Below are 23,909 nucleotides of genomic sequence, written 5' to 3' on the forward strand. Positions count from 1 at the left end.
GTCCCTGGAGGCATTCCGACCCTTTGGGGGCATAGGAGCCGGGGCTGGCCGGAAGCTTTCCCGGGGGAGCTTGTCAGGAGGGAGGCTGCTGCCCTAAGCCCGGGTGCATGTCGCAGCCCGTGGAAGCCACCGCCCCCGACGAACGCCGCAAGCGCCTGCTCCTCCTCGCGGGGTTGTGGGTGGCCCTCGCGGTGACGCTCTTCGCCCTGCGCTCGGTGGTGATGCCCTTCGCGGGCGCCGCGCTCATCGCGTACCTGGTGCAGCCGCTGGTGGCGCGCATCACGCGGCTGAAGGTGGCCGGCCGCTACGTGCCGCGCTGGGTGGCCATCCTGCTCATCTACGCGGGGTTCTTCCTGGCGGTGTACCTCTTCTTCGTCGCGCTGGTGCCGCAGCTCTACCGCGAGGTGGTGCGCATCAGCCGCGAGATGGCCGGCTTCGCCAGCGCGCTCACGCCGGAGCACGTGCAGACGCTCGCGCAGCGCGCGGAAGCGTGGCTCAACGTGTACGGCATCCCCGTGGCCCTGTCGGACCGGGCCATGGAGGGCGCGGCGGGCTCCTCCGGAGGCTTCAGCCTGGCGCTGGACCTGGAGCAGATGCTCACCGACGCGGTGGCGCGCGCGACGTCGCTCGTGAGGGAGAACCTGGCGGACATCGTCAACGTGTCACGCCGCATCGTCACGGAGGTGCTGGCCGGCGTCTTCATGCTGTTCTTCATCCTGATGGTCGCCGCGTTCTTCTCCATCGACGCGCAGGCCATCCGCCGCTACTTCGGCACGCTCATCCCGGCGGAGTTCCTGCCGGACGCGAAGACGCTGGTGGCGCGCATCGACAAGTCGCTGTCCGGCGTGGTGCGCGGCCAGTTCACCATCTGCGTGGTGAACGGCGGCCTCACGCTGGTGGGCCTGCTCCTGTTCGGCGTGAAGTTCGCCTTCCTGCTGGCCACCATCGCCACGCTCTTCAGCCTCATCCCCATCTTCGGCACCATCATCAGCTCCGTGCCCATCGTCCTCATCGCGCTGGCGGACGGCGTCCAGAAGGGCTTCGCGCTCCTCTTGTGGATCATCGGCATCCACGCGCTGGAGGCGTACTTCCTCAACCCGAAGATCATGGGCGAGGCCGCGCGCATCCACCCCGTGGTGGTGGCCTTCTCCCTCATCGCGGGCGAGAAGCTCTTCGGCCTCTGGGGCGCGCTGTTCGCGGTGCCGGTGGCCTCCATCGCGGTGGCCTGCTTCGACTACGCGCGCCTCAAGGCGCAGCCGCCCCCGCTGCTGGCCGCGCCCGCCCAGCAGGCGGTCGCCTCCACGGACGCGGCCCCCGCGGCCTGAAGCGTCCACGGGTGAAAACCGGGGGCCGTCTCCCACTTTCCCCCCTGGCCATCCCGGGGGTGAGTGACTAATTCCACGCACTCCTCCGCATCTGAGGACGTGTGATGACCCCCAGCCCCTCACCGGCCCCGGATTACCGGAGCCTGTTCGAAGCCTCGCCCAACCCGTACCTGGTGCTGACGCCGGGGTTCGTCATCGTCGCGGTGACGGATTCGTACCTGCGCGCCACGGGGACGCGGCGCGAGGACATCCTGGGCCGCCACATCTTCGACGTCTTCCCGGACAATCCCCAGGAGGTGGGGGCCAGCGGAGTGACCAACCTGCGCGCGTCGCTGGAGCGCGTGGTGAAGACGGGCGCCCCGGACGCGATGGCGGTCCAGAAGTACGACATCCCCCGGCGCCAGCAGGCCGACGGAAGCTTCGAGCTGCGCTACTGGAGCCCGCTGAACACCCCGGTGTTCGGCGAGGACGGCACGCTGCGCCACATCATCCACCGCGTGGAGGACGTCACCGACTTCATCCACCGGAAGCACCCGGATGACGAGCAGAGCCGCCAGCACGCCGCGCTCCGCGCCCGCGCGGATGAGATGGAGGGGGAAATCTTCCGGCGCGCCCAGCAGATTCAAGAGGCCAACCAGCAGCTGCGCGTGGCGAACGAGCAACTGGGGGAGCTGGACCGGCTCAAGTCGGAGTTCTTCGCCAACGTCAGCCACGAGTTCCGCACGCCGCTGACGCTGATGCTGGGCCCCACGGAGGACCTGCTCGCGGGCCGCGCGGGCCCGCTGTCGGACGAGGTCCGCAAGGAGATGGAGCGGGTGCACCGCAACGCCGGGCGCCTGCTCAAGCTGGTGAACGCGCTCCTGGACCTGTCCAAGCTGGAGGCGGGCCCCAAGGAGGAGCGCTTCGTGCCCGCGGACCTGTCCGCGCTGACGAAGGACGCGGCCGCCAGCTTCCGCTCCGCCATGGAGCGCGCGGGCCTGAAGCTCACGGTGGACTGCCCGCCCCTGTCCCAGCCCGTCTACGTGGCGCCGGACCTGTGGGAGCAGATCGTCCTCAACCTCATCTCCAACGCGTTCAAGTTCACGCTCCAGGGCGGCGTCACGCTGCGCCTGCGCGAGTCCGGTCAGCGGGTGACGCTGGAGGTGGAGGACACCGGCGCGGGCATCCCCGCGCACGAACTGCCCCGCCTCTTCGAGCGCTTCCACCGCGTGCCGGGCTCGCCGTCGCGCACGGTGGAGGGCAGCGGCATCGGGCTCGCGCTGGTGCAGGAGTTCGCCCGGCTGCACGGCGGCGCCGTGTCCGCGCGCAGCACGGAGGGCGAAGGCAGCGTCTTCACCGTGGAGCTGCCCCTGGGCCACGCGCACCTGCCCCCGGAGCGCATCCGCACCACCGCCCGGCCGCGCTCCGCGGCGCGCGAGGCCACGTCGGCCTACGTGGAGGAAGCGCTGCTGTGGAGCGCCACCAAGCCCAAGGACCGCACGCAGTCCTCGCACCAGCACCCGCCGTCCGCGAACGGCCACGACGCGGCCCCGTCGCCGCCACGCGCGCGAATCCTGCTCGTGGACGACAACCGGGACATGCGCGACTACATCCAGCGCGTGCTCTCCCCCGAATACGAGGTGGAGGCGGTGACGGATGGCCTGAAGGGCCTGGAGTCCGCGCTGGCCCGGCCCCCGGACCTGGTGCTGTCGGACGTGATGATGCCGAAGCTGGACGGCATGGGCCTGCTGAAGGCCCTGCGCGCCGCGCCCACCACGCGCGAGCTGCCCATCCTGCTGCTGTCCGCGAAGGCCGGTGAAGAGGCCACGGTGCAGGGCCTGACGTCCGGCGCGGATGACTACCTGGTGAAGCCCTTCTCCGCGGGCGAGCTGCTCGCGCGCATCGCGTCCAACCTGAAGCTCGCGCGGATGCGCGGGGAGATGGCCGACGAGCGCGCCCGCGCGGAAGGGCTGGCCCAGGCGCTGCGCGCCCGGGATGACTTCCTCTCCGTGGCGGCGCACGAGCTGCGCACGCCGCTGGCGGCCTTCCAGCTGAACCTGGAGCTGGTGGAGCGCGGCCTGGGCCGGGACGCGCCGCCCAAGGCGCTGGAGCGCCTGAAGCAGGCCCGGTCCTTCATCCGGCGGCTGGCCATGCTCGTGGACGTGCTGATGGACGTGTCGCAGATCACCAGCGGCCGGCTGAAGCTCACCCGCACGGACGTGGACCTGGGCGACCTGCTGGTGGAGGTGACGCGCTTCGCGGAAGAAGAAGCCCGCCGCGACGGCACGCCGCTCACCGTGGACGTGAAGGGCCCGGTGCTGGGCACCTTCGACCCGTCACGCATCTCGCAGGTGGTGCACAACCTGGTCGCCAACGCGCTGAAGTTCGGCCGGGGGCGCCCGGTGGACGTGACGCTGCAGCCGGACGGAGAGGTGGTGCGCCTGTCCGTGGTGGACCACGGCATCGGCATCAAGCCGGAGGACCGCGAGCGCATCTTCGAGCGCTTCGAGCGCGCCGTGTCCTCGCACCACTACGGCGGCCTGGGCCTGGGGCTCTGGGTGTCGCGCCAGGTGGTGGAGGCGCACCAGGGCCGCATCGACGTGGAGGACACGCCGGGCGGCGGCACCACCTTCCGCGTGACGCTGCCGTTGAGGGACCCGCCGGTGGACGCGACCGGCGGCCTGCCCAGCTGAACCGCGCCGCGCGCTACTGGCAGGCGGCGGCGCAGCGCGCGTTGCGGCACGTCGGGATGCAGCGGCCGCAGTCCACGCTGTTGGGGGGACACGTGCCGTCACACCGCACGCCGGAGCAGTTCGGCCCCTCGTCGCGGTGGGTGATGGCGGTGCCCTCGCCGCAGCACGCGTTCGCCACGCAGTCCGAGTCGTCGTAGCAGACCTGGCTGGAGAGCACCGGCGGGGTGTCCTCCAGCGGCAGGTCCTCCACCCCGATGTCGCACCCGGCCAGGAATCCCAGGGCGAGGCCCGCGACAGCGCGGGCGACATGACACAGGAGGCGGGCACGACGCATATGGGGCTCCTTGGGCCGGAGGTGACTACCGGTTCATCGAGCCCAGGAACTCCGCGTTCGCCGCCGTCGGACGCATGTGCTTGAGCACGAACTCCATCGCGTCGATGGGGGTGAACGGGTGGAGCACCTGGCGCAACGCCGTAATGCGCACCAGGTCCGCCTGAGACAAGAGGAGTTCCTCCTTGCGGGTGCCGGATTTGTTGATGTCGAGCGTTGGGAAGATGCGCTTCTCCATCAACTTCCGGTCCAGGACGATTTCGGAGTTACCCGTGCCCTTGAACTCCTCGAAAATCACTTCATCCATGCGGCTGCCGGTGTCGATGAGCGCCGTGCCGATGATGGTGAGGCTGCCGCCCTCCTCGATGTTGCGGGCCGCGCCGAAGAAGCGCTTGGGCTTGTGGAGCGCGTTGGCGTCCACGCCGCCGGAGAGGATCTTTCCGGACGCCGGCACCACCGTGTTGTAGGCGCGCGCCAGACGGGTGATGGAGTCCAGCAGGATGCAGACGTCGTACTTCTGCTCGACCAGGCGCTTGGCCTTGTCGATGACCATCTCCGCCACCTGCACGTGGCGCGTGGCGGGCTCGTCGAAGGTGGAGGACACCACCTCGCCTCGCACGCTGCGCTCCATGTCCGTCACCTCCTCCGGGCGCTCGTCCACGAGCAGAACGATGAGGTAGACGTCCGGGTGGTTGCGGCTGATGGCGTGCGCGATGTTCTGCAGCAGCACCGTCTTGCCGGCCTTCGGGGGCGCCACGATGAGGCAGCGCTGGCCCAGGCCGATGGGGCAGAACATGTCGATGATGCGCGTCGTCATCTCCGACGACTCGTGCTCCAGCTTGAGCTTGCGCGTCGGATAGAGCGGCGTGAGGTTGTCGAACAGGATGCGCTCGCGCGCCGCGTCCGACATGGGGTCCGCGAAGTTGACCTTGTCCACCTTCTGCAGCGCGAAGAAGCGCTCGCCCTCGCGGGGCTGGCGGATGGGGCCCGTCACCGTGTCGCCGGGCCGCAGGTTGAAGCGGCGCACCTGCGACGGCGACACGTAGATGTCGTCCGGGGACGGCTGGTAGTCGCTGTCCGCGCTGCGCAGGAAGCCGAAGCCGTCGCTCAACAGCTCCAGCACGCCCTCCGCGTGGACCTCGAAGCGCTTGTCGGCGATGCCGCCCAGGAGCGCGAAGATGAGGTCCTGCTTCTTGAGTCCCTGGTAGCCCTCGATGCCCGTGTCGTGGGCCATCTTCGCCAGGTCCACGATCTTCATCCGCTTCAGGTCATTGAGCTTGATGACCTGCATCGGGGTGCCGTCGCGCTCGACCTCCGTGATGGCGGGGCCTTCCGCGGACTCCTGCGGGGCGGCCGGAGCGGCCTCCTCGGCGTGCGGCTCCTCTTCCGTGCCGCGCAGCTCCTGGAGCTCGTCGTCGCGCACCGGGCGGGAGATGGGCGTGAGCACCGGACGGGGCGCCTCCGCGGCGACCTCGGGGGCCTCGGCCTCCTCGGCGGGAGCCTCTTCCCGACGGGCGGGCGCACGGCGCGAGCGGGGCGCGGGCTTCTCCGCCTCCTTCGCGGCCGCGCGCTTGCGGCGGGGCTTCTCCTCCGCGGTGAAAGCGGGCTCGACTACCTTCTCTCGGGGGGAACGGGCTTTGGCCATGACGGTCTGCAGACGGAAAAGGGGGGGAATCGCCCGAAGGCTCGGGCAGGCTGTACGCGGGACGGCGGTCCGTCCGCGCGGCGCTCGGAAGCACCTTCCAGGGTGCAGCACCACCCAAGTCCTGGGAACGGACCGGAGGGCGCGTGGGCCTGTGGTTGGGAAGAGACGGCGCCGGGGGAACCCCTGCGCCTGGAATCGCGCTGGAAACTATTGACCGCCTCCAGAGCTGTCAAGGCATCCGTGCCTGGCTCTGTCCCGTTTTTCAGGGGGTTGCACTGGAGGGCGGGGGTCCCACCAACAGGGAATCCGCTATGTATCTGAAATTCGGGCCTAATGGGGCGACGGAAGCGCCTCCTTGGCGTGCAACACGCGTCCCCGGGCTCCCCTTCCCGTGAACCCGTAAGCCCTGTCAGGTGGGGCCGGTAGAGTGGTGCTCCTCCAACGCGGGGCGTGCGCAACTGGCCGCGCCCATGAATTGGGGTAAGGACACACCCCGTGGACACCTTCCCGAAAGCCGAAGCCCGCGCCCGAGCGCTCCGCCAGGAGCTGGCCCACCACAACCACCGCTACTACGTGCTGGACGCGCCGGAGATCAGCGACGCGCAGTACGACACGCTGATGCGTGAGCTCCAGGCGCTGGAGGAGAAGTACCCCCAGCTCGTCACGCCGGATTCGCCCACCCAGCGCGTGGGCGGCGCGGCGGTGGAGGACTTCGGGCAGGTGGTGCACACCACGCAGATGCTGTCCCTGGCGAACATCTTCGATGACGCCGGGCTGGTGGAGTTCGACGAGCGCATCCGCAAGCTGACCGGCCTCACGCAGGTGGGCTACGTGTGCGAGCCCAAGCTGGACGGCCTGGCCATCTCGCTGCGGTTCGAGGGCGGCCGCTTCATCCAGGGCGCCACGCGCGGCGACGGCACCACCGGCGAGGACGTCACGGCGAACCTGCGCACCATCAAGAGCCTGCCCCTGGAGCTGTTCCCCCAGGACGGCGTGAAGGTGCCCAGGCGGCTGGAGGTGCGCGGCGAGGTCTTCATCCGCAAGGAGGACTTCCGCAAGCTCAACGAGAAGCGCGAGGAGGAGGGCGAGTCGCTCTTCGCCAACCCGCGCAACGCCGCCGCGGGAAGCCTGCGCCAGCTGGACCCCAAGGAGACCGCCGCCCGGCCCCTGTCCGTCTACCTCTACGAATGCGTGCCCGGCGACGGCGTGCCCGCCTTCAAGTCGCACACGGAGAAGCTGGAGTACCTCAAGACGCTGGGCCTGCCCATCAACCGCTACCAGGCCGCGGAAGGGGCCGACGGGGTGCGCCAGCGCTACGACGAGTCCCTGAAGGGCCGCCACGCCCTGCCCTTCGAAGTGGACGGCATGGTGGTGAAGGTGGACGACGAGGACCTGCGCCGCCGCCTGGGCCAGGTGTCCAAGAGCCCGCGCTGGGCCGTGGCCTACAAGTTCCCGCCGGAGGAGGAGTCCACCACGGTGGAGGACATCGGCATCCAGGTGGGCCGCACGGGCGCGCTCACGCCGGTGGCGCACCTGAAGCCGGTGAAGGTGGGCGGCGTGACGGTGTCGCGCGCCACGCTGCACAACGAGGACGAGCTGCGCCGCAAGAACGTGCGCAAGGGCGACACCGTCTTCGTGCGCCGCGCGGGCGACGTGATTCCGGAGATCGTCTCCGTGGTGCTGTCCAAGCGCCCGGAGGACTCCCAGCCCTTCACCTTCCCCACCCACTGCCCGGTGTGCGGCGCGGTGGCGGCCAAGGACGAGGACGGCGCCATCATCCGCTGCACGGGCGCGTCCTGCCCCGCGCAGCTGGTGGAGAAGGTGCGCCACTTCGCCAGCCGCATCGCCATGGACATCGAGGGCCTGGGGGACAAGCTGGCCAACCAGCTCGTCACCTCCGGGCAGGTGAAGACGTTCGCGGACGTGTACGCGCTCACCCGGGACTCGCTGCTCAAGCTGGAGCGCATGGGGGAGAAGAGCGCGGACAACCTCCTGGCCTCCATCGAGGGCAGCAAGGACACCACCCAGCGCCGCTTCCTGTATTCGCTGGGCATCCGCCACGTGGGCGACTCCACGGCGCGCGCGCTGGCGGAGGCCTTCCCGGACGTGAAGTCGCTCTTCACGGCCAGCCTGGAGGACATCAGCCGGGTGAAGGACGTGGGCCCGGTGATGGCGCAGGTCATCCACACCTTCTTCCAGGAGCCCCAGAACCAGGCCGCCATCCAGGCCCTGCTGGACGCGGGGGTGCGGCCCGCGCCCCCGGCGGTCGCCACGGGCGGCCCCTTCGTGGGCAAGACGGTGGTGCTCACCGGCACCATGGCGGGGCTGGCGCGCGAGCAGGCCAAGGAGGAAATCGAACGGCGCGGGGGTAAGGTCTCCGGAAGTGTCTCGCGCAAGACCGATTTCGTCGTCGCCGGCGAGGACGCGGGCACCAAGCTGAAGAAGGCGCAGGAACTCGGGGTAAGAATCCTGGATGAGCAGGCGTTCCTGAAGCTGCTAGAAGGGGACGTCAGAGCATGAGGCCAGAGGCATGAGCACGCAGCGCCGGGCGACCCTGCGCATCCAGGGCACGGTCCAGGGCGTCTCCTACCGGGAGAGCGCCCGCCAGGAGGCGCTGCGTCTTGGCCTTTCAGGCTGGGTGCGCAACCGGAGCGACGGCTCCGTGGAGGCCACGGTGGAAGGCGAACCGGGCGCGCTGGAAGACTTCATCCGCTGGTGTCACTCGGGTCCCCGCCTGGCGCGCGTCACGGACGTGGCGCGCAGCGACGGCGGGGCCACTGGCGAATTCCGCACCTTCACGGTGGAGCGCACATCATGACGCCCTACGCCCTGGCTTCCCTGCCGGCCATGCTGGGCATCCGGTCCGGCACCAAGGTTTCCGTCATCAACCCCCCGCGGGGCTTCGTGCAGAAGCTCAACCCGCTGCCGGACGGGGTGGAGTTCCTCGTCACGGCCCAGACGGGGCTGGACGTCATCCTCTTCTTCACCTCCGACGCCACGGAGCTGGTGCAGCGGCTGCCCGCGCTGTCGCGCGCCACCACCCTCAACGGCGGCATCTGGGTCTGCTGGCCCGCCGGCGAGGGCGTGAAGACGCGCCTGTCCGAGGACTTCGTGCGCCAGGCGGCGCTCGACATCGGCCTCGTGGACAACAAGATCTGCATCATCGACGAGACCTGGACCGGCCTGCGGCTGGTGCGCCGTCCGCGCGGCAAGCTGGACAAGCCGGAGGGGCGCAAGCAGGCCCCCGCCCAGGCCTGAACGTCCGTTTCCGAGCGCCCGTACGCCCGGAGGGCGGGCCCGCCCTCCATCTGCCCGACAGTGGATGAACGGGTGCATCGGGCCTTTACACACCTGGAGGGGCGTGGAAAACTCTCCGTGTTTCTGGGCGGTTGTGTGACGCCCCGCGTTGGCGGGACATCAGGCCCAGGCAGGAATTTCGACGGGTTGCGCTTCCGGTTTCCTCCGGACGTCCCTGCTGCTCCGGGGCCCCCAGACGCCCCCCCAAGGTGGCCCACGAACGGGCACCGACCGGGTGTGGAAGAGGGGGCGGACGGCACGGGCGTGGTGGGAGCCTCGAGCGCGTGAAGAGAAGCAGCCCCGCCCGGCACGGTGCCGGTCGCAATGCGGGGCGACGTGAACTCGGAGGAGCAGGCGGCGATGTCCTCGGCCCCCACCCAGGCGATGCGTTCTCCCTCCGGGTCATCCGGAAGGCGTCCACACGCCGGAGGGCCACTGGCCGCCTCTCCCCTCGCGGCGTGCTCGGAGGTGTGGCGTCTCGCCGCCTCCCGTCCGGTGAGGTCCCCCCTACCGCGCGCGCTACCAGGATTCATCCATGAGCAGTGTGCTCGTCATCAACGCCGCGGGTCGGGAGACCCGGGTAGCCCTCGTCGAGGGCGGCCATATCGCGGAGTTCTACCTCGAGCGTAAGAAGGACAAGGGCGTCGTCGGAAACATCTACAAGGGGCGCGTCGTCCGGGTCCTCCCGGGCATGCAGGCGGCCTTTGTCGACATCGGGTTGGAGAAGGCCGCCTTCCTGTATGTCAGCGACGTCGTCTACGACCCGGACTTCGCCCGCGCGCAATTCGAGCTGACCGAGGGCGAGCACGAGGACGCCCCGGAGGTCCCCACCGAGTCCGAGGCCGACGCGGTGGAGCTCGCCGCCGCCACGGTCCCGGACGCCACGCACGCCCTGCCCGCCGGCACGGAAGCGCCCCAGGCCCACCCGGAGCCGGTGCTGGCCCATGACGGCGCGCTGGCCCTGGACGTCCAGGCCCACGCCGCCCCCCAGGGTGGGGCCCCTGAAGCGTCGGAGGTCGCGTCGCACGAGGCCGTGAAGCCGGCCCCGGAAGCCGCCCCGGCGCCGCGGCAGGAGGCCCAGGCCGCGTCCGAGCCCACCGAGCCCACGGTCTCCATGGAGGCCCCGGCCGAAGGCGCCGCGCAAGAGCCCCAGGTCGCGGTGTCCACCGCCGCCGTGGCGGTGCCGCTGACGGAGAACGGCACGCCCGAAGTGGAAGCCCCCGCGGTGGTGCAGGAGACGCCCGCGGAGCACGCCACCGCCTCCGCCCTCGCCGAGTCCGGCGCGGCGCCCACGACGGACGGCGCCGCCGAGCCGCCGCCGCACGCGGCCGCCCTGGGTGAACTCATCCCCTCCCCCGCCGCGGAGTCCGCCCGTCCCGCCGAGGTGTCCGGCGAGCGCCGCACGCCGCGCGAGGCGCGGGAGGCCCGCGAGCCGCGCAACCGGGAGGGCCGCGAGAAGGACAAGGACAAGCGCCGCCAGGAGCCGCCCCGCCGCGAGAAGCGCGACGAGGAGAAGGAGAAGCCCAAGCAGCGCAAGACGGACAAGATTGAAGACCTGCTGAAGGTGGGCCAGGAGGTGGTGGTCCAGATTTCCAAGGACCCCATCGGCACGAAGGGCGCGCGGCTCACGTCGCACATCTCCATCCCCGGCCGTCACCTGGTGTTCATGCCCACGGTGGACCACGTGGGCATCAGCCGCCGCATCTCCAACGAGAAGGAGCGCCGCCGGCTGCGTGAAATCGTGGACCGGCTGCGGCCGCCCGGCACGGGCTTCATCGTGCGCACCGTGGCGGAGAACGTTCCCCAGGAGAAGCTGGAGAGCGACATCCGGTTCCTCATCGAGGTGTGGAACCAGGTGGTGCGCCGCAACGAGAAGCGCGGCGGACCGGGCCTGCTGCACCCGGACCTGGACCTCATCCTGCGCGCCACGCGCGACCTGTTCGCCCACGACGTGGAGAAGCTCGTCGTGGACGACGCGGAGGAGTACGAGCGCATCCAGGGCTTCGTCACCGCGCAGGACCCGGCGCTGCGCGACCGCGTGGTGCTGCATGAAACCGACGAGCCCGTCTTCGACGCCTACGGCATCGAGCAGGAGCTGCAGCGCGCCACCCAGCGCAAGGTGTGGCTGAAGAGCGGCGGCTACCTCATCATCGACCAGGCGGAGGCGCTCACCGCCATCGACGTCAACTCGGGCCGCTACGTCGGAAAGAAGAGCCTCGAGGAGACCATCACCAAGATCAACGTCGAGGCGGCCAAGGAGATCGTCTACCAGCTCCGGCTGCGCAACATCGGCGGCATCATCATCTGCGACTTCATCGACATGGAGAAGGCGCAGAACCGCGACAAGGTCTTCAAGTCGCTGCAGGAAGCGCTGGGCCGCGACAAGGCCAAGACGAACGTGCTGCGCATCTCCGAGCTGGGCCTGGTGGAGATGACGCGCAAGCGCGTGCGCGAGTCCATTGGCCGCGTGCTGCACGAGGACTGCCCGTACTGCGACGGCAAGGGCTTCGTGAAGACGGCGACCACGGTCGCGTACGAGATCTTCCGGGAGATCCGCCGCGAGGCGCCGGGCTACAAGGACTCCACGCTCGTCATCAACTGCAACGCGGAGGTCGCGCGGCTCCTGCAGGGCGAGGAGCGCAACGAGCTGCGGCACCTGATGGACCGCTACAACAAGTCCATCCAGGTGAAGGCGCAGCAGAACTACCACCGCGAGCAGTACGACATCTACGGCCGGTCGGCCACGGGCCCCGAGCACAAGGTGGCCTCGTCGCCGGGCTCCGGTGACGGCGAGCTGGCGATGCAGCAGCGCCGTCCGGAGAGCACCTACGGAGGCCGTCAGGAACAGGGCCGCCGTGGCGGCGGCCGGGACCGCGACCGTGAGCGTGGCGGCGGAGAGAACCGGGGCGGTGGCGAGAACCGTGGCGGTGCTGAGCGCGGCGGGGAACGCGGAGGCGAGCGCGGCGGCGGAGACCGTCGCGAGGGCCGGCGTCCGGAGCGCGGCGGCGAGCGCGGCGGTGACCGCAACCGGGGTGGAGACCGCGAGCGTCGCGGCGGCGAGAACCGCGGTGGCGAGCGTGGAGAGCGGTCCGAGCGCGGCGAGCGCGGGGGCGGCTCCGGCGGAGGCAACAACGGTGGCGGGGGTGGCAGCGCGCCTCCCGCGGCATCCGGCGGGGGCTCGTCCGAGCCGTCCGGCGGGGGCAGCGAAGCCTGAAGCCCTTGATTCCGGTTCGTGAGTGACAGCGAAGGCCCGGTGGGTGCGAACCCCGCCGGGCCTTCTGCATTGGACCCTGGGTACCAGCCCGCATCGGCTCGCGCGTGGGTCCGTGAAGGCTCGCGGAGGCGGGAGTGGGCGCGTTCCGAGGGGTGTCCCGTCCGCACGGAGGTGCACCCAGGACTTCACGCTCCCCGGTCTCCCGCATGGTGACCAGCCAGGCGGGCGAGGTCGTGAAGCGGGTGACAACGTCCGCTGCATCGGGGCGGGCGGGCTGGTTCCCTGGGGCCGAGTTTGGCTACGGTGGCACTTCCACACCGGGGGCGCGTCATCCACCCCTGGGCCCATCTGAATCGCCTGGGATGAACCGCTCGCCTCCGCGCCCTCGCACGCTCCTGGACTCCCGCGCCCTGGCCGCACCGGGCTGGAAGCACGCCAGGAGGGAGCCGTGAGCAGGGTCCGGAAGCTGTCCTGGCGCGTCCGGCGGCCCCTGGTCCGGGCACGGGCCTGGGCGCTCCAGACAGCGGCCCGCGTGTGGGCGCCCATCGGGGCCACGTCGGGAGGCCGCTTCGCGGCGGACATCTTCTTCGCGGGGCGCACCGTGGCGCGCGGCTTCATGGGTGAGAACCTGCGCCTGCGCGCCGCCGCGCTCACGTACATCAGCATGTTCTCGCTGGTGCCGCTGCTGACCGTGGGCATCGTGCTGCTGCGCACGCTCCACCAGGAGCAGTTCCAGCGGAAGCTGCGCTTCGTCATCTCCGAGGTGTTGGCGCCGGGAGTCAGCGAGGAGTCCGCCGCCCTGCTCGACCGGTTCCTGCACCCGGGCGACTCCATCGCGGTGGGCAGCGTGGGCTTCCTCGCGGTGCTGCTGTCAGCGGGCTCGCTGTTGCGCCACATCGACGGCGCGGTGAACGAGCTGTGGGGCATCCGGCGCCAGCGCCCGTGGCTGACGCGCCTGTCCATCTACGCGGGGCTGCTGCTGCTGGGTCCTATCTTCCTGGCCATCTCCTTCTCGGGCACGGGCCGGGTCCGCGTGCTCCTGCAGACCTACGCGCCCTCCGCGCCGCTGTTCATCGCCGTGGGCACCACGCTCATCGCCATGGGCAGCCTGACGCTGCTGTACCTCTGGACGCCCTACGCCCACGTGCGCGTGCGCTCGGCGCTGGCGGGGGGACTGGTGGCGGGCCTGGGCTGGATGCTGGCGAAGCAGGTGTACGCCGAGTTCGCCGCGCGCAGCTTCCTCTACAACCCGCTCTACGCGTCGCTGGGCGCCCTGCCCCTGTTCCTCGCCTGGGTGTACGTGAGCTGGCTGGTGATGCTGTTCGGCGCCCGGCTGTCCTACGCGGTGGAGCACGTCTCCTTCCGGGGCTCCCTCTTCGCCTTCGGCAGCCACCCGCGCGCGCACGAGCTGGTGGGCGCACGCGTCGCCCAGGACGTCACCCTGTGCTGGGTGGATGGGCTCACGCCCCCCCTGCCGCGCGAGCTGGCCACGCGGCTTCGCGTGCCGGAGTCGCTGGTGCACGAGGTGGTGGACCGGATGGTGGAAGCCCGCCTGCTGGAGCGCGCGCGACGGGGCGGCCTGCGCCCGGCGAAGGACCCCGCGGAGCTCACGCTCGCGGACCTCACGCTCGCGGTGCACGGGGTGATGATCACCGGCGGCCCAGAGACCTGGACGGGCCCCAAGGCCCCGGGCTTCGAACAGTTCGAGCCCCTGTTCCAGGCGGCCGACTGTGCCGGGGTCGACCTGCTGCGCCGCACCCGGTGGTTGGACCTCGTGACACCGCTGCGCCCGGGGCTGCTCGCCCCGCCCGCCCCGGAGGCCCCCAAGGCAGCGGTCGGTGGCGGAAATCCGTAACGTTTTTAGAGGGTTGGGAGCCTACCCGGCTTGCAAGGAGGAGGTGTTCTGTTATGTATTCGGGACTCGACAACGGGCCAGAGAGCCCTGTCACCAAGGGGTCACGGGGTTTGCGGGAGCGTCCGATGCTCAAGTCCGATCTGATCAACATCCTCGTCGCCAAACGAGGCGTGACCCAGAAGCAGGCGGAGGCGACCATCGAGACGATTTTCGAGTCGATGAAGGACGCCCTCTGCCGCGGGGAGAACATCGAGATTCGCGGGCTTGGCGCCTTCCACGTGAAGAACTACCAGGGCTACCAGGGCCGCAACCCGAAGACGGGCCAGGTCATCCCGGTGAAGCCCAAGCGCGGCCTGCTCTTCCGCACCGGCAAGGAGCTGCGCGACCGGGTCAACCGCCCCGCGCCGCTGCAGGCCCAGTCGGACCTGCCGCCCTCCTCCGAGTTCAAGGGCAGCAGCGGCACCGGCACCCTCTAGGCCTCACCGCCCCACGGCGACCGGCGCCAGCCGGCCGATGGGGCGAATCTGCAGATCCCCGTCCAGCTCGCCGTAGGTGAGCACCGCCACGTCCGGGAACGGGCCTTCGCACAGCTTGCGCAGCGGGCGGCGGATGTCCGGGGCCGTGAGCAGCACCGCCCGGCCCCCGTTGGCGATGTGCCGCACCCCTTCCAGAATCTCCATGATGCGCTCCGGATCCGGCGTGGGCCCCCGGGGGCCGCTGGCGCGCAGCACCTCCTCCACTTCCGGATCCACCAGGTACGCGTACAGCGGGCCCGTGGGCGCGAACTGGTGGCTCAGGTAGCGGTGCAGGGCCTGACGGCAGCGCTCGGCCAGGGCGGTGGCATCCCCTTCGGTGGTGGGCGCCACGAGCGCCTCCAGGATGGCGCGCAGGTCGCGGATGCTCACCTGCTCCTGCACGAGCCGCCGCAGCACATCCACCAGCAGCGGCAGCGGCACCTTCTGCAGCGCCTCCTTCACCAGCACGGGAGCCTGGGCCTCCAGCCCTTCCAGCAGCCCCTGCACCTCCTGGAGCCCCAGCAGCGCGGAGGCGCGCAGGCGCAGCACGGCCCGCAGGTGGTCCGCGATGAGCTCCGACGGCTTGCGCAGCGGCACCTGGGCCAGCTCCAGCCGGGAGCGGGCCCCCTCCCCCACGCGGCTGATGGGACGTCCGCTGGCGGGCTCCACGGCCGCCTCCGCCTGGACCTCCAGGAAGGCCAGCTCGCCGGGAGGGACGAGCGCGTACAGGGCTCCAGGCTGCACCACGCCGCCACCGGCGGGCACTTCGTCCAGGAGGATGCGGTACTCGCCGGGCCCCAGGTAGGCGGCGTGGGTCCGCACCCGGATGCCGGGGATGCGCACGCCCAGCTCGAAGAACAGCTCGTCGCGCACGGCGTTCAGCACCGTGTGCACGAAGGCGCCTCCGTCGGCCTCCGCGAGCGGCGTCAGCTGCGCGGACAGGTCCAGCGTGAGCGGCGTCACCCCGACCGGTGCCTTCGCGCTTTCGGGAGGCTTGCCCGCGGCTCCGGCCGGCACCGCCGCCCCGGTGGAAGCCCCGTCCTTCGACTGCGCCTTCTCCGGCGCCTGGCCCTTGCGCCGCAGCGCATAAGCGAGCCCTCCGAGGCCCGCAGCCAGGACGAGGAAGGTCATGTGCGGCATGCCCGGCATCAAGGCCAGCGCGACGCACAGGCCCGCGACGGTGGCCAGCGTGCGGAAGTCACCGAAGAACTGGGAGCCGATCTCCGCCCCGAGCGAGTCCTCCTCCTTCTCCGACGCCACCCGCGTGACGACGAGGCCCGCGGCCACCGCGATGCACAGCGAAGGCACCTGGGACACGAGCCCGTCACCAATGGCGATGAGGGCGAAGGTGGCGGCGGCCTCCGAGAAGGACTGGCCGTTCTGCAACACGCCGATGAGGGTGCCGCCCAGCAGGTTTACCGCGACGATGACGAGGCCCGCGACGACGTCGCCCTTCACGAACTTCATCGCGCCGTCCATGGCGCCGAACATCTGGGACTCGCGCTCCAGGTCGCGACGTCGCCGCCGGGCCACCGTCTGGTCGATGGCGCCCGCGCGCAGGTCCGCGTCGATGGACATCTGCTTGCCGGGCATCGCGTCCAGCGTGAAGCGGGCGGACACCTCCGCGACGCGCTCGGCGCCCTTGGTCACCACCAGCAGCTGCACCAGCGTGAGGATGGCGAACACCACCGCGCCCACCACGTAGTCGCCTCGCACCACGAACTCGCCGAAGGCCTGGATGACCTCACCCGCGTGGCCCTCCGAGAGCGCCAGCCGCGTGGACGACACGTTGAGCGACAGCCGGAACAGCGTGGTGAAGAGCAGCAACGTGGGGAACGACGTCACCCGCAGCGCGTCCTTCGCGTTCAACGCCGCGACCAGCAGCGCCACCGCCGCGGCCAGGTTCACCGCGAGCCCCACGTCGAGGAGCCACGCCGGCAGCGGGATGATGAGCGCTCCCAGGACCGCCGCCATCGCCACCGCGAGCACGACGTCCGAGGACTGACGGGCCTTCAGCAGGACCTTCATGAGTGGGTGCATCACGTCTGTCTCCGTGGACGGTCGTCCGGCTCGCGCAGCTCCATCGCGGTCCGCAACACGACGGCCGCCGCCTGGTACAGCTCCTCGGGGATGGACTCTCCGACGTCGAAGTGGATGAGGCTGCGGGCCAGCGGCACGTCCCGGACCACGGGGATGCCCTGCTGGCGCGCCTCCTCCTTGAGCGCGAGCGCGTCCTGTTCGCGGCCCTTGGCCACGAGGTAGGGCGCGTCGCATTCGCCCGCGTCGTAGCGGAGCGCGACCGCGATGTGCGTGGGGTTGACGATCACGGCGGTGGCCTTTTGCACTCCGCGTGCCGGACCGCCCTGCGCCAGTTGGCGATGCAGGGCCTTCCGCTGCCCCTTGTGGCGCGGGTCGCCCTCGCTCTCCTTGTGCTCCCGCTTGATTTCCTCGCGGGTCATCATCAGCTCGCGCCGGTGCCTGCGCCGGGCGAGCGCGTAGTCCACGGCGCCGCACCCCAGCACCACCCACGCCAGTCGCGTCACCAGCAGGGCCAGCCGGCCGACGAGGAACTCCAGTCCCCGGGTGCCATCGAGCCACGCGGCCCGCAGGGCATCAGGGCCGACCGTCTCCACTTCATCCCAGACGATGAGGGCCAGCAGCGCCGCTACGAGCAGCGCCTTGCCCAGCTCGACCAGTGGCTGGACGCTGAAGAGGCGTTTGAGGCCCGCGGCGGGATTGATCCGCTCGAGCTTCGGCGCGGCATGGCGCGCGTCGAGTTCGAAGCCCACGGTGGCCACGGAGACCACCAGCGAGGCCATGAGGGCACCGCCCAACGCGGGGCCGCACAGCCGCGCGGCGACCCAGGCCCCCTCTTCCCAGGCACCCGCGAGGGTCTGCTCCAGCATCAACCGCGCGGTCCAGTCCCTCAGCCGCGCGAAGCCTTCGGGTGCGAAGGCGATGAAGCCCAACAGTCCGCCCAGCGTCGTCGCGCTGGAGGACAACATCCGGCTGCGAGGAAGCTGGCCTTTGCGCCGCGCCTCCCGCAGTCGCTTCGCGGTGGGCTGTTCCGTCTTCTCGCCGCTCATCGCGAGACCTCGCCCAGCAGCGCCAGCGCACCCTCGGTCGAAGCCACGCCCGCGAGCAGCCGCTCACACAACAGCCCCACGCCCAGCCAGAGCAACGCGCCGCCCCCGAGGATGCGCAGGGGGGCGCCCAGCTCCTGGAGGTTCACCTGTGCCGCGGCCCGGGAGGCCATGCCCAGGAAGCAATCCACCGCGAGCGACGCGGCGGCCACCGGGGCCCCCACCGCGAGCCCCGTGGCCATGGCGCCGCCCACCATCACCACCACGTGCAGGGTGGCTGCTTCCGTGGGAACGAAGGCCCCCAGCCGAACCACCCCGAAGCCTCGCAGCAGGGCCGAGATGACCACCGGGAACAGCGCTCCCGAGACCACTCTCGCCACCAGCAGGTGGTACAGCGCGTCTCCCGTGGCGGACTCGCGGCTTCCCGCCAGCGGCAGGTTCGCCTCCGCGGAGGATCCCCGGAACAGGTCGATGAAACGGCCTCCCATCCTCGCCGCATCGAAGGGCAGCGCGGATACGAGCCCCACGGAGACACCGTAGGCCAGCTCGCGCACCACGAGTGCCGCCATCACCACCGGCGTCTCCACCGTGCCGCTGAACTCCACGCCTGCTTCGACGTGCAGGAAGAGCGACAGCGCGAGCACTAAGCCCAGGCGGACCGTCGTGGGCGCGGCCTGGCCTCCCAGCAATGGGCAGAGGAACGCGATGGGCACGAGCCGGGCCGCGCACAGCGCCACCGCGACAACGTGCGGCCCCAGGAGGATGAACTGTTCACCCAGTGCGTCCGGGTTCACAGCGCCACCTCAGCGATGAGCATGAGGACCTGCTGGGTGAAGCGCGTGAGCTGACCGGCGATCCACGGGCCCGCGAGCACCAGGGACAGCACCGCCGCGCACAACTTGGGCACCACCGACAGCGTGCTCTCCTGCAACTGCGTCGTCGCCTGGAAGAGGCTCATGAAGAAGCCCACCAGCAAGCTCGCGCCGATGGGCGGCAACGAGGCGACCACCATCAACAGCAGGGCTTCACGCCCCAGGGTGAGCAGGACGTCCTGGGTCACGGTGTCACCGGTAACCAAGGATGAGGCCCCGCGCGAGCAGGGCCCAACCATCCACGGCGACGAAGAGGAGGATCTTGAAGGGCAGGCTCACCTGCCCCGGCGACAACGTCTGCATGCCCAGCGCGAGCAACACGTTGGCGACGACCATGTCGAGCACCAGGAAGGGCAGGAAGACGATGAAGCCAATCTGGAAGGCCTCCTTCAGCTCGGTGATGACGAAGGCCGGGATGACGACGAACAGGTCCGTCTCATGCACCTGCTCCGCCTCCTCCGGAGGACGCAGCTCGCGGGCCAGGTCCACGAAGCGGGCCCGTTCCTCGGGGCTGCCGTGCTTCGTGAGGAAGCCGCGCAGGGGCTCCGTCACCTGCCTCGCGGCGGAGAGGACCTGCGCTCCGGAGTGCACCTCGTCGTACGCCGCCTGTCCCGCGTCGTACATGCGCTCCATCACCGGCGCCATGATGTGCCCCGTCAGCACCACCGCGAGCCCCGTCAGCACCACCGTCGGCGGTGCCTGCTGCGTGCCCATCGCCGAGCGGGCCAGGGAGAGCACCACGGCGATCTTCGAGAAGCTCGTCAGCATCAGCACCGCGAACGGCAGCAGCGACAGGAGCGCGAGCATCCCCATCATCGCCAGCGGGCTGCCGGCATAGGAGGCCTGCGCCAGGGAGGGCTCCGCGGCGGACGCGATCGCGGGAACGAACACACCGCATCCCAATCCGAGGGCCTTCATCCCCCACCCCGCTTCCGGGAAGCGCCACACGCGACCTGGGCCTGTCGCGCACGGGGAAAGAGCACCGTCGGCTCCAGGTCCACCCGAGGCTTCACCGTGGCCCTGGGCATGGCCCCGGGCAGGACCGCCATGGCGCGGGTCTCATGGATCTGCGCGAAGGTGTCGCCGTAGGCCACGAGGTAACGCCGTCCCTCCGCCTCCACGAGCGCGAGGCCGCAGCGCTGCGAAAGCCCCGTCCGGGAGACGATGCTCAGGGGCGCCGGAGCGGTGGCATCGCCGCTCCCCGCCGCGCATCCCTTGCGGAGCAACACCCAGCCCAGCCCGGCCAGGGCCATCGAGCCGACGAGCAGGCGCGAGGTGCCCACCAGCGACAGCTCACCCAGGGGCGCGAGCGTCGCCAACCCGACCAGCAGGGCCGACGCGAGCAGCAGTCGGCCGCGGGGAGAGAAGGAGGACAGCAACGTGTTCACCGGTGCGATCACGGCAGCAACGCCAGGATGCGGGCGCCCACTTCGCCTTCGATCTCCACCAACTCCGCACGCGCGACCACTCGGTCGCCCACGCGCAGCAGCACGGGACTGCTCGCATTCACGTGCAGGGGCAGCAACGTCCCCGGCTTCAGCGCCGCCAGCTCCGACAAGGGCAACAGCAACCGCGTCAGCTCGATTTCCACATCCACCGGGAGCGGAGGCATCGCCTCGCTCCGCTTGTTCGTCGCCATGTCCGACTCCAGTCGGGCCGCGTGCGAGTGCACGCTCCCTGTCGAAAAACCGTCCGCGAGAAACTCGCCCCGGAGCGCGAAGCCCCGGGTGATCAGCTGTCCCATTCCCTCCACGCGGCCGTCGCGGAGACGCACGCCCTCGAAGAGCACGACGTCTCCCGCGGCCAACGCATCCACCGCCGAGGCCTGCAAGGGACTGCGTCCCACGAGGCAGCGCGCGGGCACCGATGCCGCCAGCACCTGGGGCACGAGCGCGCCTCCTGGCTCCGTGGGCAGCTCCTGAAACGCGGTCTGCAGGGCACGGGCGGGCAGGAGCACCCGGCCCCCCACCGTCGCGCCCTCCACTGTTGCCGTCAGCAACACCGCCACATAGGGCTGTCTCGGGTCGACTCGCGTGACCACGTCGGCGCGCCGCATCGACACCGCGGACAGACGAGGCCCCAGCCTTCGCACCCATTCGCCCTGCCCGCGCATCGCGGCCAGGGCGGACAGCAACAGGTACACCAGCGTGGACTCTTCCAACCGCGTCAGCTCCGCCACGGGAGCTGGCCGCAGTCCCGTCCCCGCCAGCCTCGCCAGCGCCGAGAAGACCCAGGGCACCTCCAGCTCCACGATGGCGGTGCCACCCACCGCAGACAGCTCCACCAGCGCGAACACCATTCCCACCGCCAGCTCGCGCTCCGGCAGGACCGCCGCCTGCACCAGATGCCCCTCCACCTTGACCGCCGCGCCCAGGTCCCGCGACAGCGCCGCGCCCACGTCACGCAGGAGCTCGGCGCCCCAACGTCCCACCTGGGGCCGCTGTCCCAGCATCAGATGCGCACGCGTCAGCCGGCGTGTCCCCGGGCGGAAAGGCCGCGTGGGCTTCTTCGCGGCGCTGTGGGCTCTGACTGGATTCGTCGTTTGCATCCGGAACTCCGAGACGGCGATGGACACACGTCCCCTGTGCATGGCCGTGGCCAGGGGGACCGCTCGTGGAATCAGGCTGTTGGCGGGAGGTGGAGGTCCGTCGTCGGGATGGCCCTCCACGCCCAGGGACACTCAGCGCAGGGCTTCACGGATGCGCCGCTCCGCCAGGGCGGTCAGGGCCGGTGTGACCTCCGACTGCGATGTGCTCGGTTCCCATTGGGGAAACCGGCTGCGGTGATACGGCGGAAGCCCGCGCAGGGCTTCCTGGCGCAGGGCTTCGGGCGCCGCCTCCAGGAAGAGGGCCAACCTGTTCGCGGCGTCCGTCCGCTCGCCGAACTCCACCGACACCTTGGCCTGCCGCTGTGCGGAGGGCATGGCTGCGAAGCGCTCCAGGTGGCGCAGCGCCCTCCCCGCCTCCGCGTCCACCAGGCCGCCCAGCAGCTCCGCGGCACGCTCCCGCGCCAGGACACAGACGACCAGCGCGATGCGCTCCAGGGGCAGGGACAGCGCGGGCAGCGTGACGTCCGCCACCGTGGCCTGGGGTGCTTCCTTGCGCGATGGCAGGAGCTTCCGGGCCATGCGCATCGCCCGTCCCACGCGTGTCGCTTCCATGGCGCGCTCAGGCCAGCTTGCGCGTGGAACCCGGTGTCACCACCGGCCGCGCGGGCGTGGGCGGAGCCGGCGGTGCCGCCGGGGGCTGCTCCGCCAGCGTCTGGAAGTGCCTCCAGCGCAGCGTCGTCCAGACGAGCGCGCCGGACAGCCCCGTCACCAGCACTCCCAGCAGGGCGAGCACCACCCGCAGCCGCAGCGGCACGGGTCCCCCCTTCGGGGACGGCGACTCCACGTGCGTCGTCACCTCATCCACCAGCAGCGACACCGCCTCCGGTGACAGCCCTTCCACGCCTCCCGCGATGAGCTCACGCAGCGTGTCCGCCGACTTGCGCACGCGCGTCGCGCCGCCGGGCGCCGCGCGCAGCATGGCCGAGGCCTTCGATGGCGTCGGAGCCTGACCGGGCCTCGGAGGAGGTGGGACCACCAGGTGCACCCGTGCAAGCAGCACGCCGTCCACCGTCTGGAGCGTCTTCTCCAGCTCGCGCTCCATCCCCCGGACGCGGCAGACCTGCTCCTCCAGCGGCGAGCGCACGAGCCCGCTCCCCCCGAACACGTCGCAGCCCGTCTCCGCGGCGAGCCGGGGCAGTCCCAGCTCCGCCAGGATGCGCACGGCGTCCGAGGACTGCGCGTCCGACACCTCGATGGCCCAGGTGGGTTTCTTGCCCGGCTCGGGCACCTTGCGCGCGTCGAGCCCCCGCTCGACGAGCACCGTCTGCAGTTCGTTGGCCTGACGCTCGTCGAGGCCGTGCTGGATGCGCTCCCGGCACGCGGAGGCGCCCAGGAGCAGGAGGAAACAGAGACAACGAAGGGGAGCGGAACGCATGGAAGGACGAACTCCTCACACCTGGGTCTGGAGGACCTGCTTGACGCCGCCGGTGGCCTTCTCGACGACCTTGCCGGCGAGATCGAGCTCCTGGCTGGCGCGGTAGACGTGGGCCTGGAGCGCGAGCAACTCCGAGGGACTGAACGTGCGGCCGGACTCGGCGAGCTTCAGGATGTGGTCCAGCCGCTGCTGCGCCTGCCCCACCCGGTCCAGCACCTCCACCGCCTGCTGGCTCCGCGCCGCCTGGACTGAATCCACGCGGGCGCCCGGCTTCACCTCCGCGCAGCCCGCCTTCGCCCTCTCCACGCCGTCCGCCCGCGCCGTGCCGGCGGTGGCCTCGGTGGGCGTCCGCACCGGCTTCGGCGGCCCCTCCGTCGTCACCGGCACGGGGCGCGACGCGGGCTCGCGCACGCCCTCCAGCACCTTGCCGAAGGTCTCCCTGCCGGACTCCACCGCGGGCGAAGGGCCCGCACCACCCACGGCTCCCAACTTGTCGATGGCCATCGCGAACGCGCCTCAGCGGATGTTGTTGATGGCGGCCTTCGCCGAGTCGTGGCGGACCTTCATGATGTTGGAGAGGGCGTTGTGCTCGCGGCTCTCCTTCTGCATCGCGTTCTGGAGCGAGATGTAGGCCATGTTGAACTTCTGGCCGTCCGCGGCCATCAGCTTCTGCGCCTCCAGCAGGTCCCACGCGTCCCCCTGCCCCGTCGTCGCGGCGCCTGTCCCGGCCGTCGGCCCCGCCGCGCTCGCGCGCGCCGACATCGCGGAGGCACCTCCCGTCGCGGGCACCGACGACACCGCTTCGGCCGGCACCGCCGCGGACACCGTGCCGGCCAGCGTGGACACCACCGCGCTGGAGATGGCGCCCGACGGCAGCATGCCGCCCACGAGCCCCGCGCCCGTGCGCACCACCTCGCGCGCCGCTCGCGCCAACGTGGGGCCGAACTCCGTCTTCGGCGTCTGGCGCTCGATGGAGGGGGCGATGCTCAACGACGGGATGCGACGGTCTTCCAAGGGGTGCCTCCGGCAGGGATTCGCCGGGGCTGCCCTCCACCGTCCATGCCAGGACCCAACCCCCTGAAACGACAGGGGCGCGCTCCGTTGCATCCGCGTCAGG

21 protein-coding genes are annotated in these 23,909 nt (G+C 70.9%); 8 read left to right on the forward strand and 13 right to left on the reverse strand.

Annotation, left to right across the window (positions count from 1 at the left end):
- Positions 1–107: 107 nt before the first annotated feature.
- Positions 108–1,325, forward strand: a complete 1,218-nt coding sequence (locus tag AABA78_RS05555; RefSeq protein WP_338261950.1) for an AI-2E family transporter — start codon at positions 108–110, stop codon at positions 1,323–1,325.
- A 104-nt stretch (positions 1,326–1,429) separates the two neighbouring features.
- Positions 1,430–3,997 (forward strand): ATP-binding protein, encoded by a 2,568-nt coding sequence (locus tag AABA78_RS05560; protein ID WP_338261951.1) that lies wholly within the window; start codon positions 1,430–1,432, stop codon positions 3,995–3,997.
- A gap of 13 nt (positions 3,998–4,010) precedes the next feature.
- Here AABA78_RS05560 and AABA78_RS05565 read toward each other — a convergent pair whose 3' ends face one another.
- Together AABA78_RS05565 and rho are read right to left on the reverse strand one after the other, a co-directional pair.
- Positions 4,011–4,331 (reverse strand): hypothetical protein, encoded by a 321-nt coding sequence (locus AABA78_RS05565; RefSeq protein ID WP_338261952.1) that lies wholly within the window; start codon positions 4,329–4,331, stop codon positions 4,011–4,013.
- A 25-nt stretch (positions 4,332–4,356) separates the two neighbouring features.
- The gene (rho, locus tag AABA78_RS05570) at positions 4,357–5,973 is read right to left on the reverse strand and encodes a transcription termination factor Rho (protein ID WP_171419968.1); all 1,617 of its coding nucleotides are present in this window, start codon (positions 5,971–5,973) and stop codon (positions 4,357–4,359) included.
- A gap of 495 nt (positions 5,974–6,468) precedes the next feature.
- Here rho and ligA point away from each other — a divergent pair, with 495 nt between their 5' ends.
- The 6 genes from ligA (at position 6,469) to AABA78_RS05600 (ending at position 14,815) form a co-directional block, all read left to right on the forward strand.
- Positions 6,469–8,493, forward strand: a complete 2,025-nt coding sequence (gene ligA, locus AABA78_RS05575) for an NAD-dependent DNA ligase LigA (protein WP_338261953.1) — start codon at positions 6,469–6,471, stop codon at positions 8,491–8,493.
- Between the two features lie 10 nt (positions 8,494–8,503).
- The gene (locus AABA78_RS05580; protein ID WP_338261954.1) at positions 8,504–8,791 is read left to right on the forward strand and encodes an acylphosphatase; all 288 of its coding nucleotides are present in this window, start codon (positions 8,504–8,506) and stop codon (positions 8,789–8,791) included.
- Positions 8,788–9,231 (forward strand): DUF3052 family protein, encoded by a 444-nt coding sequence (locus tag AABA78_RS05585; protein WP_014398919.1) that lies wholly within the window; start codon positions 8,788–8,790, stop codon positions 9,229–9,231. The genes AABA78_RS05580 and AABA78_RS05585 overlap by 4 nt, the downstream gene beginning before the upstream one ends.
- Positions 9,232–9,805: 574 nt before the next feature.
- Entirely contained in the window at positions 9,806–12,484 is a 2,679-nt protein-coding gene (locus AABA78_RS05590; RefSeq protein WP_338261955.1) for an Rne/Rng family ribonuclease, read from the forward strand.
- A 466-nt stretch (positions 12,485–12,950) separates the two neighbouring features.
- Positions 12,951–14,339, forward strand: a complete 1,389-nt coding sequence (locus AABA78_RS05595) for a YhjD/YihY/BrkB family envelope integrity protein (RefSeq protein WP_338262374.1) — start codon at positions 12,951–12,953, stop codon at positions 14,337–14,339.
- Between the two features lie 125 nt (positions 14,340–14,464).
- Complete coding sequence (locus AABA78_RS05600) at positions 14,465–14,815, forward strand: HU family DNA-binding protein (RefSeq protein WP_043321998.1); 351 nt, start codon at positions 14,465–14,467, stop codon at positions 14,813–14,815.
- Between the two features lie 3 nt (positions 14,816–14,818).
- Here the strand turns inward: AABA78_RS05600 and AABA78_RS05605 are convergent, their stop codons facing one another.
- The 11 genes from AABA78_RS05605 to AABA78_RS05655 all read right to left on the reverse strand — a co-directional run bounded on the left by AABA78_RS05605 (position 14,819) and on the right by AABA78_RS05655 (position 23,806).
- Positions 14,819–16,894, reverse strand: coding sequence for a flagellar biosynthesis protein FlhA (locus tag AABA78_RS05605; RefSeq protein WP_338261956.1), 2,076 nt, complete (start codon positions 16,892–16,894; stop codon positions 14,819–14,821).
- The gene (locus tag AABA78_RS05610; protein ID WP_338261957.1) at positions 16,894–17,940 is read right to left on the reverse strand and encodes an EscU/YscU/HrcU family type III secretion system export apparatus switch protein; all 1,047 of its coding nucleotides are present in this window, start codon (positions 17,938–17,940) and stop codon (positions 16,894–16,896) included. Before AABA78_RS05610 ends, AABA78_RS05605 begins: the two co-directional genes overlap by 1 nt.
- Complete coding sequence (locus AABA78_RS05615) at positions 17,937–18,731, reverse strand: EscT/YscT/HrcT family type III secretion system export apparatus protein (RefSeq protein ID WP_338261958.1); 795 nt, start codon at positions 18,729–18,731, stop codon at positions 17,937–17,939. Before AABA78_RS05615 ends, AABA78_RS05610 begins: the two co-directional genes overlap by 4 nt.
- A complete protein-coding gene (locus AABA78_RS05620; protein ID WP_171417147.1) occupies positions 18,728–18,997 on the reverse strand; it encodes a flagellar biosynthetic protein FliQ in 270 nt (89 codons plus the stop codon). The genes AABA78_RS05615 and AABA78_RS05620 overlap by 4 nt, the downstream gene beginning before the upstream one ends.
- A gap of 4 nt (positions 18,998–19,001) precedes the next feature.
- Complete coding sequence (sctR, locus tag AABA78_RS05625) at positions 19,002–19,727, reverse strand: type III secretion system export apparatus subunit SctR (protein ID WP_338261959.1); 726 nt, start codon at positions 19,725–19,727, stop codon at positions 19,002–19,004.
- Positions 19,724–20,209, reverse strand: coding sequence for a flagellar biosynthetic protein FliO (locus AABA78_RS05630; protein WP_338261960.1), 486 nt, complete (start codon positions 20,207–20,209; stop codon positions 19,724–19,726). Before AABA78_RS05630 ends, sctR begins: the two co-directional genes overlap by 4 nt.
- Positions 20,206–21,261 (reverse strand): type III secretion system cytoplasmic ring protein SctQ, encoded by a 1,056-nt coding sequence (gene sctQ / locus AABA78_RS05635; protein WP_338261961.1) that lies wholly within the window; start codon positions 21,259–21,261, stop codon positions 20,206–20,208. The genes AABA78_RS05630 and sctQ overlap by 4 nt, the downstream gene beginning before the upstream one ends.
- A 228-nt stretch (positions 21,262–21,489) precedes the next feature.
- Complete coding sequence (locus tag AABA78_RS05640; RefSeq protein WP_338261962.1) at positions 21,490–21,969, reverse strand: hypothetical protein; 480 nt, start codon at positions 21,967–21,969, stop codon at positions 21,490–21,492.
- A 7-nt stretch (positions 21,970–21,976) separates the two neighbouring features.
- A complete protein-coding gene (locus tag AABA78_RS05645) occupies positions 21,977–22,792 on the reverse strand; it encodes a flagellar M-ring protein FliF (protein ID WP_338261963.1) in 816 nt (271 codons plus the stop codon).
- A gap of 15 nt (positions 22,793–22,807) precedes the next feature.
- Positions 22,808–23,296, reverse strand: a complete 489-nt coding sequence (locus AABA78_RS05650) for an ATP-dependent helicase HrpB (protein ID WP_338261964.1) — start codon at positions 23,294–23,296, stop codon at positions 22,808–22,810.
- Positions 23,297–23,308: 12 nt separating this feature from the next.
- Positions 23,309–23,806 carry a hypothetical protein gene (locus AABA78_RS05655; protein WP_338261965.1) on the reverse strand — a complete coding sequence of 166 codons (498 nt, stop codon included), beginning with the start codon at positions 23,804–23,806 and terminating at the stop codon, positions 23,309–23,311.
- Between the last annotated feature and the right edge of the window lie 103 nt (positions 23,807–23,909).

Origin of the sequence: Corallococcus caeni (assembly GCF_036245865.1) — a bacterium.
Taxonomy (GTDB): Bacteria; Myxococcota; Myxococcia; order Myxococcales; family Myxococcaceae; genus Corallococcus; species Corallococcus caeni.

What these genes read in the sequence shown, in the direction of transcription:
- AABA78_RS05555 (WP_338261950.1), top strand. Translation starts at nt 108, where the DNA reads ATGTCGCAGCCCGTGGAAGCCACCGCCCCCGACGAACGCCGCAAGCGC.
- AABA78_RS05560 (WP_338261951.1), top strand. Translation starts at nt 1,430, where the DNA reads ATGACCCCCAGCCCCTCACCGGCCCCGGATTACCGGAGCCTGTTCGAA.
- AABA78_RS05565 (WP_338261952.1), bottom strand. Translation starts at nt 4,331, where the DNA reads ATGCGTCGTGCCCGCCTCCTGTGTCATGTCGCCCGCGCTGTCGCGGGC.
- rho (WP_171419968.1), bottom strand. Translation starts at nt 5,973, where the DNA reads ATGGCCAAAGCCCGTTCCCCCCGAGAGAAGGTAGTCGAGCCCGCTTTC.
- AABA78_RS05580 (WP_338261954.1), top strand. Translation starts at nt 8,504, where the DNA reads ATGAGCACGCAGCGCCGGGCGACCCTGCGCATCCAGGGCACGGTCCAG.
- AABA78_RS05585 (WP_014398919.1), top strand. Translation starts at nt 8,788, where the DNA reads ATGACGCCCTACGCCCTGGCTTCCCTGCCGGCCATGCTGGGCATCCGG.
- AABA78_RS05590 (WP_338261955.1), top strand. Translation starts at nt 9,806, where the DNA reads ATGAGCAGTGTGCTCGTCATCAACGCCGCGGGTCGGGAGACCCGGGTA.
- AABA78_RS05600 (WP_043321998.1), top strand. Translation starts at nt 14,465, where the DNA reads ATGCTCAAGTCCGATCTGATCAACATCCTCGTCGCCAAACGAGGCGTG.
- AABA78_RS05605 (WP_338261956.1), bottom strand. Translation starts at nt 16,894, where the DNA reads ATGCACCCACTCATGAAGGTCCTGCTGAAGGCCCGTCAGTCCTCGGAC.
- AABA78_RS05610 (WP_338261957.1), bottom strand. Translation starts at nt 17,940, where the DNA reads ATGAGCGGCGAGAAGACGGAACAGCCCACCGCGAAGCGACTGCGGGAG.
- sctR (WP_338261959.1), bottom strand. Translation starts at nt 19,727, where the DNA reads ATGAAGGCCCTCGGATTGGGATGCGGTGTGTTCGTTCCCGCGATCGCG.
- sctQ (WP_338261961.1), bottom strand. Translation starts at nt 21,261, where the DNA reads ATGCTGGGACAGCGGCCCCAGGTGGGACGTTGGGGCGCCGAGCTCCTG.
- AABA78_RS05640 (WP_338261962.1), bottom strand. Translation starts at nt 21,969, where the DNA reads ATGGAAGCGACACGCGTGGGACGGGCGATGCGCATGGCCCGGAAGCTC.
- AABA78_RS05645 (WP_338261963.1), bottom strand. Translation starts at nt 22,792, where the DNA reads ATGCGTTCCGCTCCCCTTCGTTGTCTCTGTTTCCTCCTGCTCCTGGGC.
- AABA78_RS05650 (WP_338261964.1), bottom strand. Translation starts at nt 23,296, where the DNA reads ATGGCCATCGACAAGTTGGGAGCCGTGGGTGGTGCGGGCCCTTCGCCC.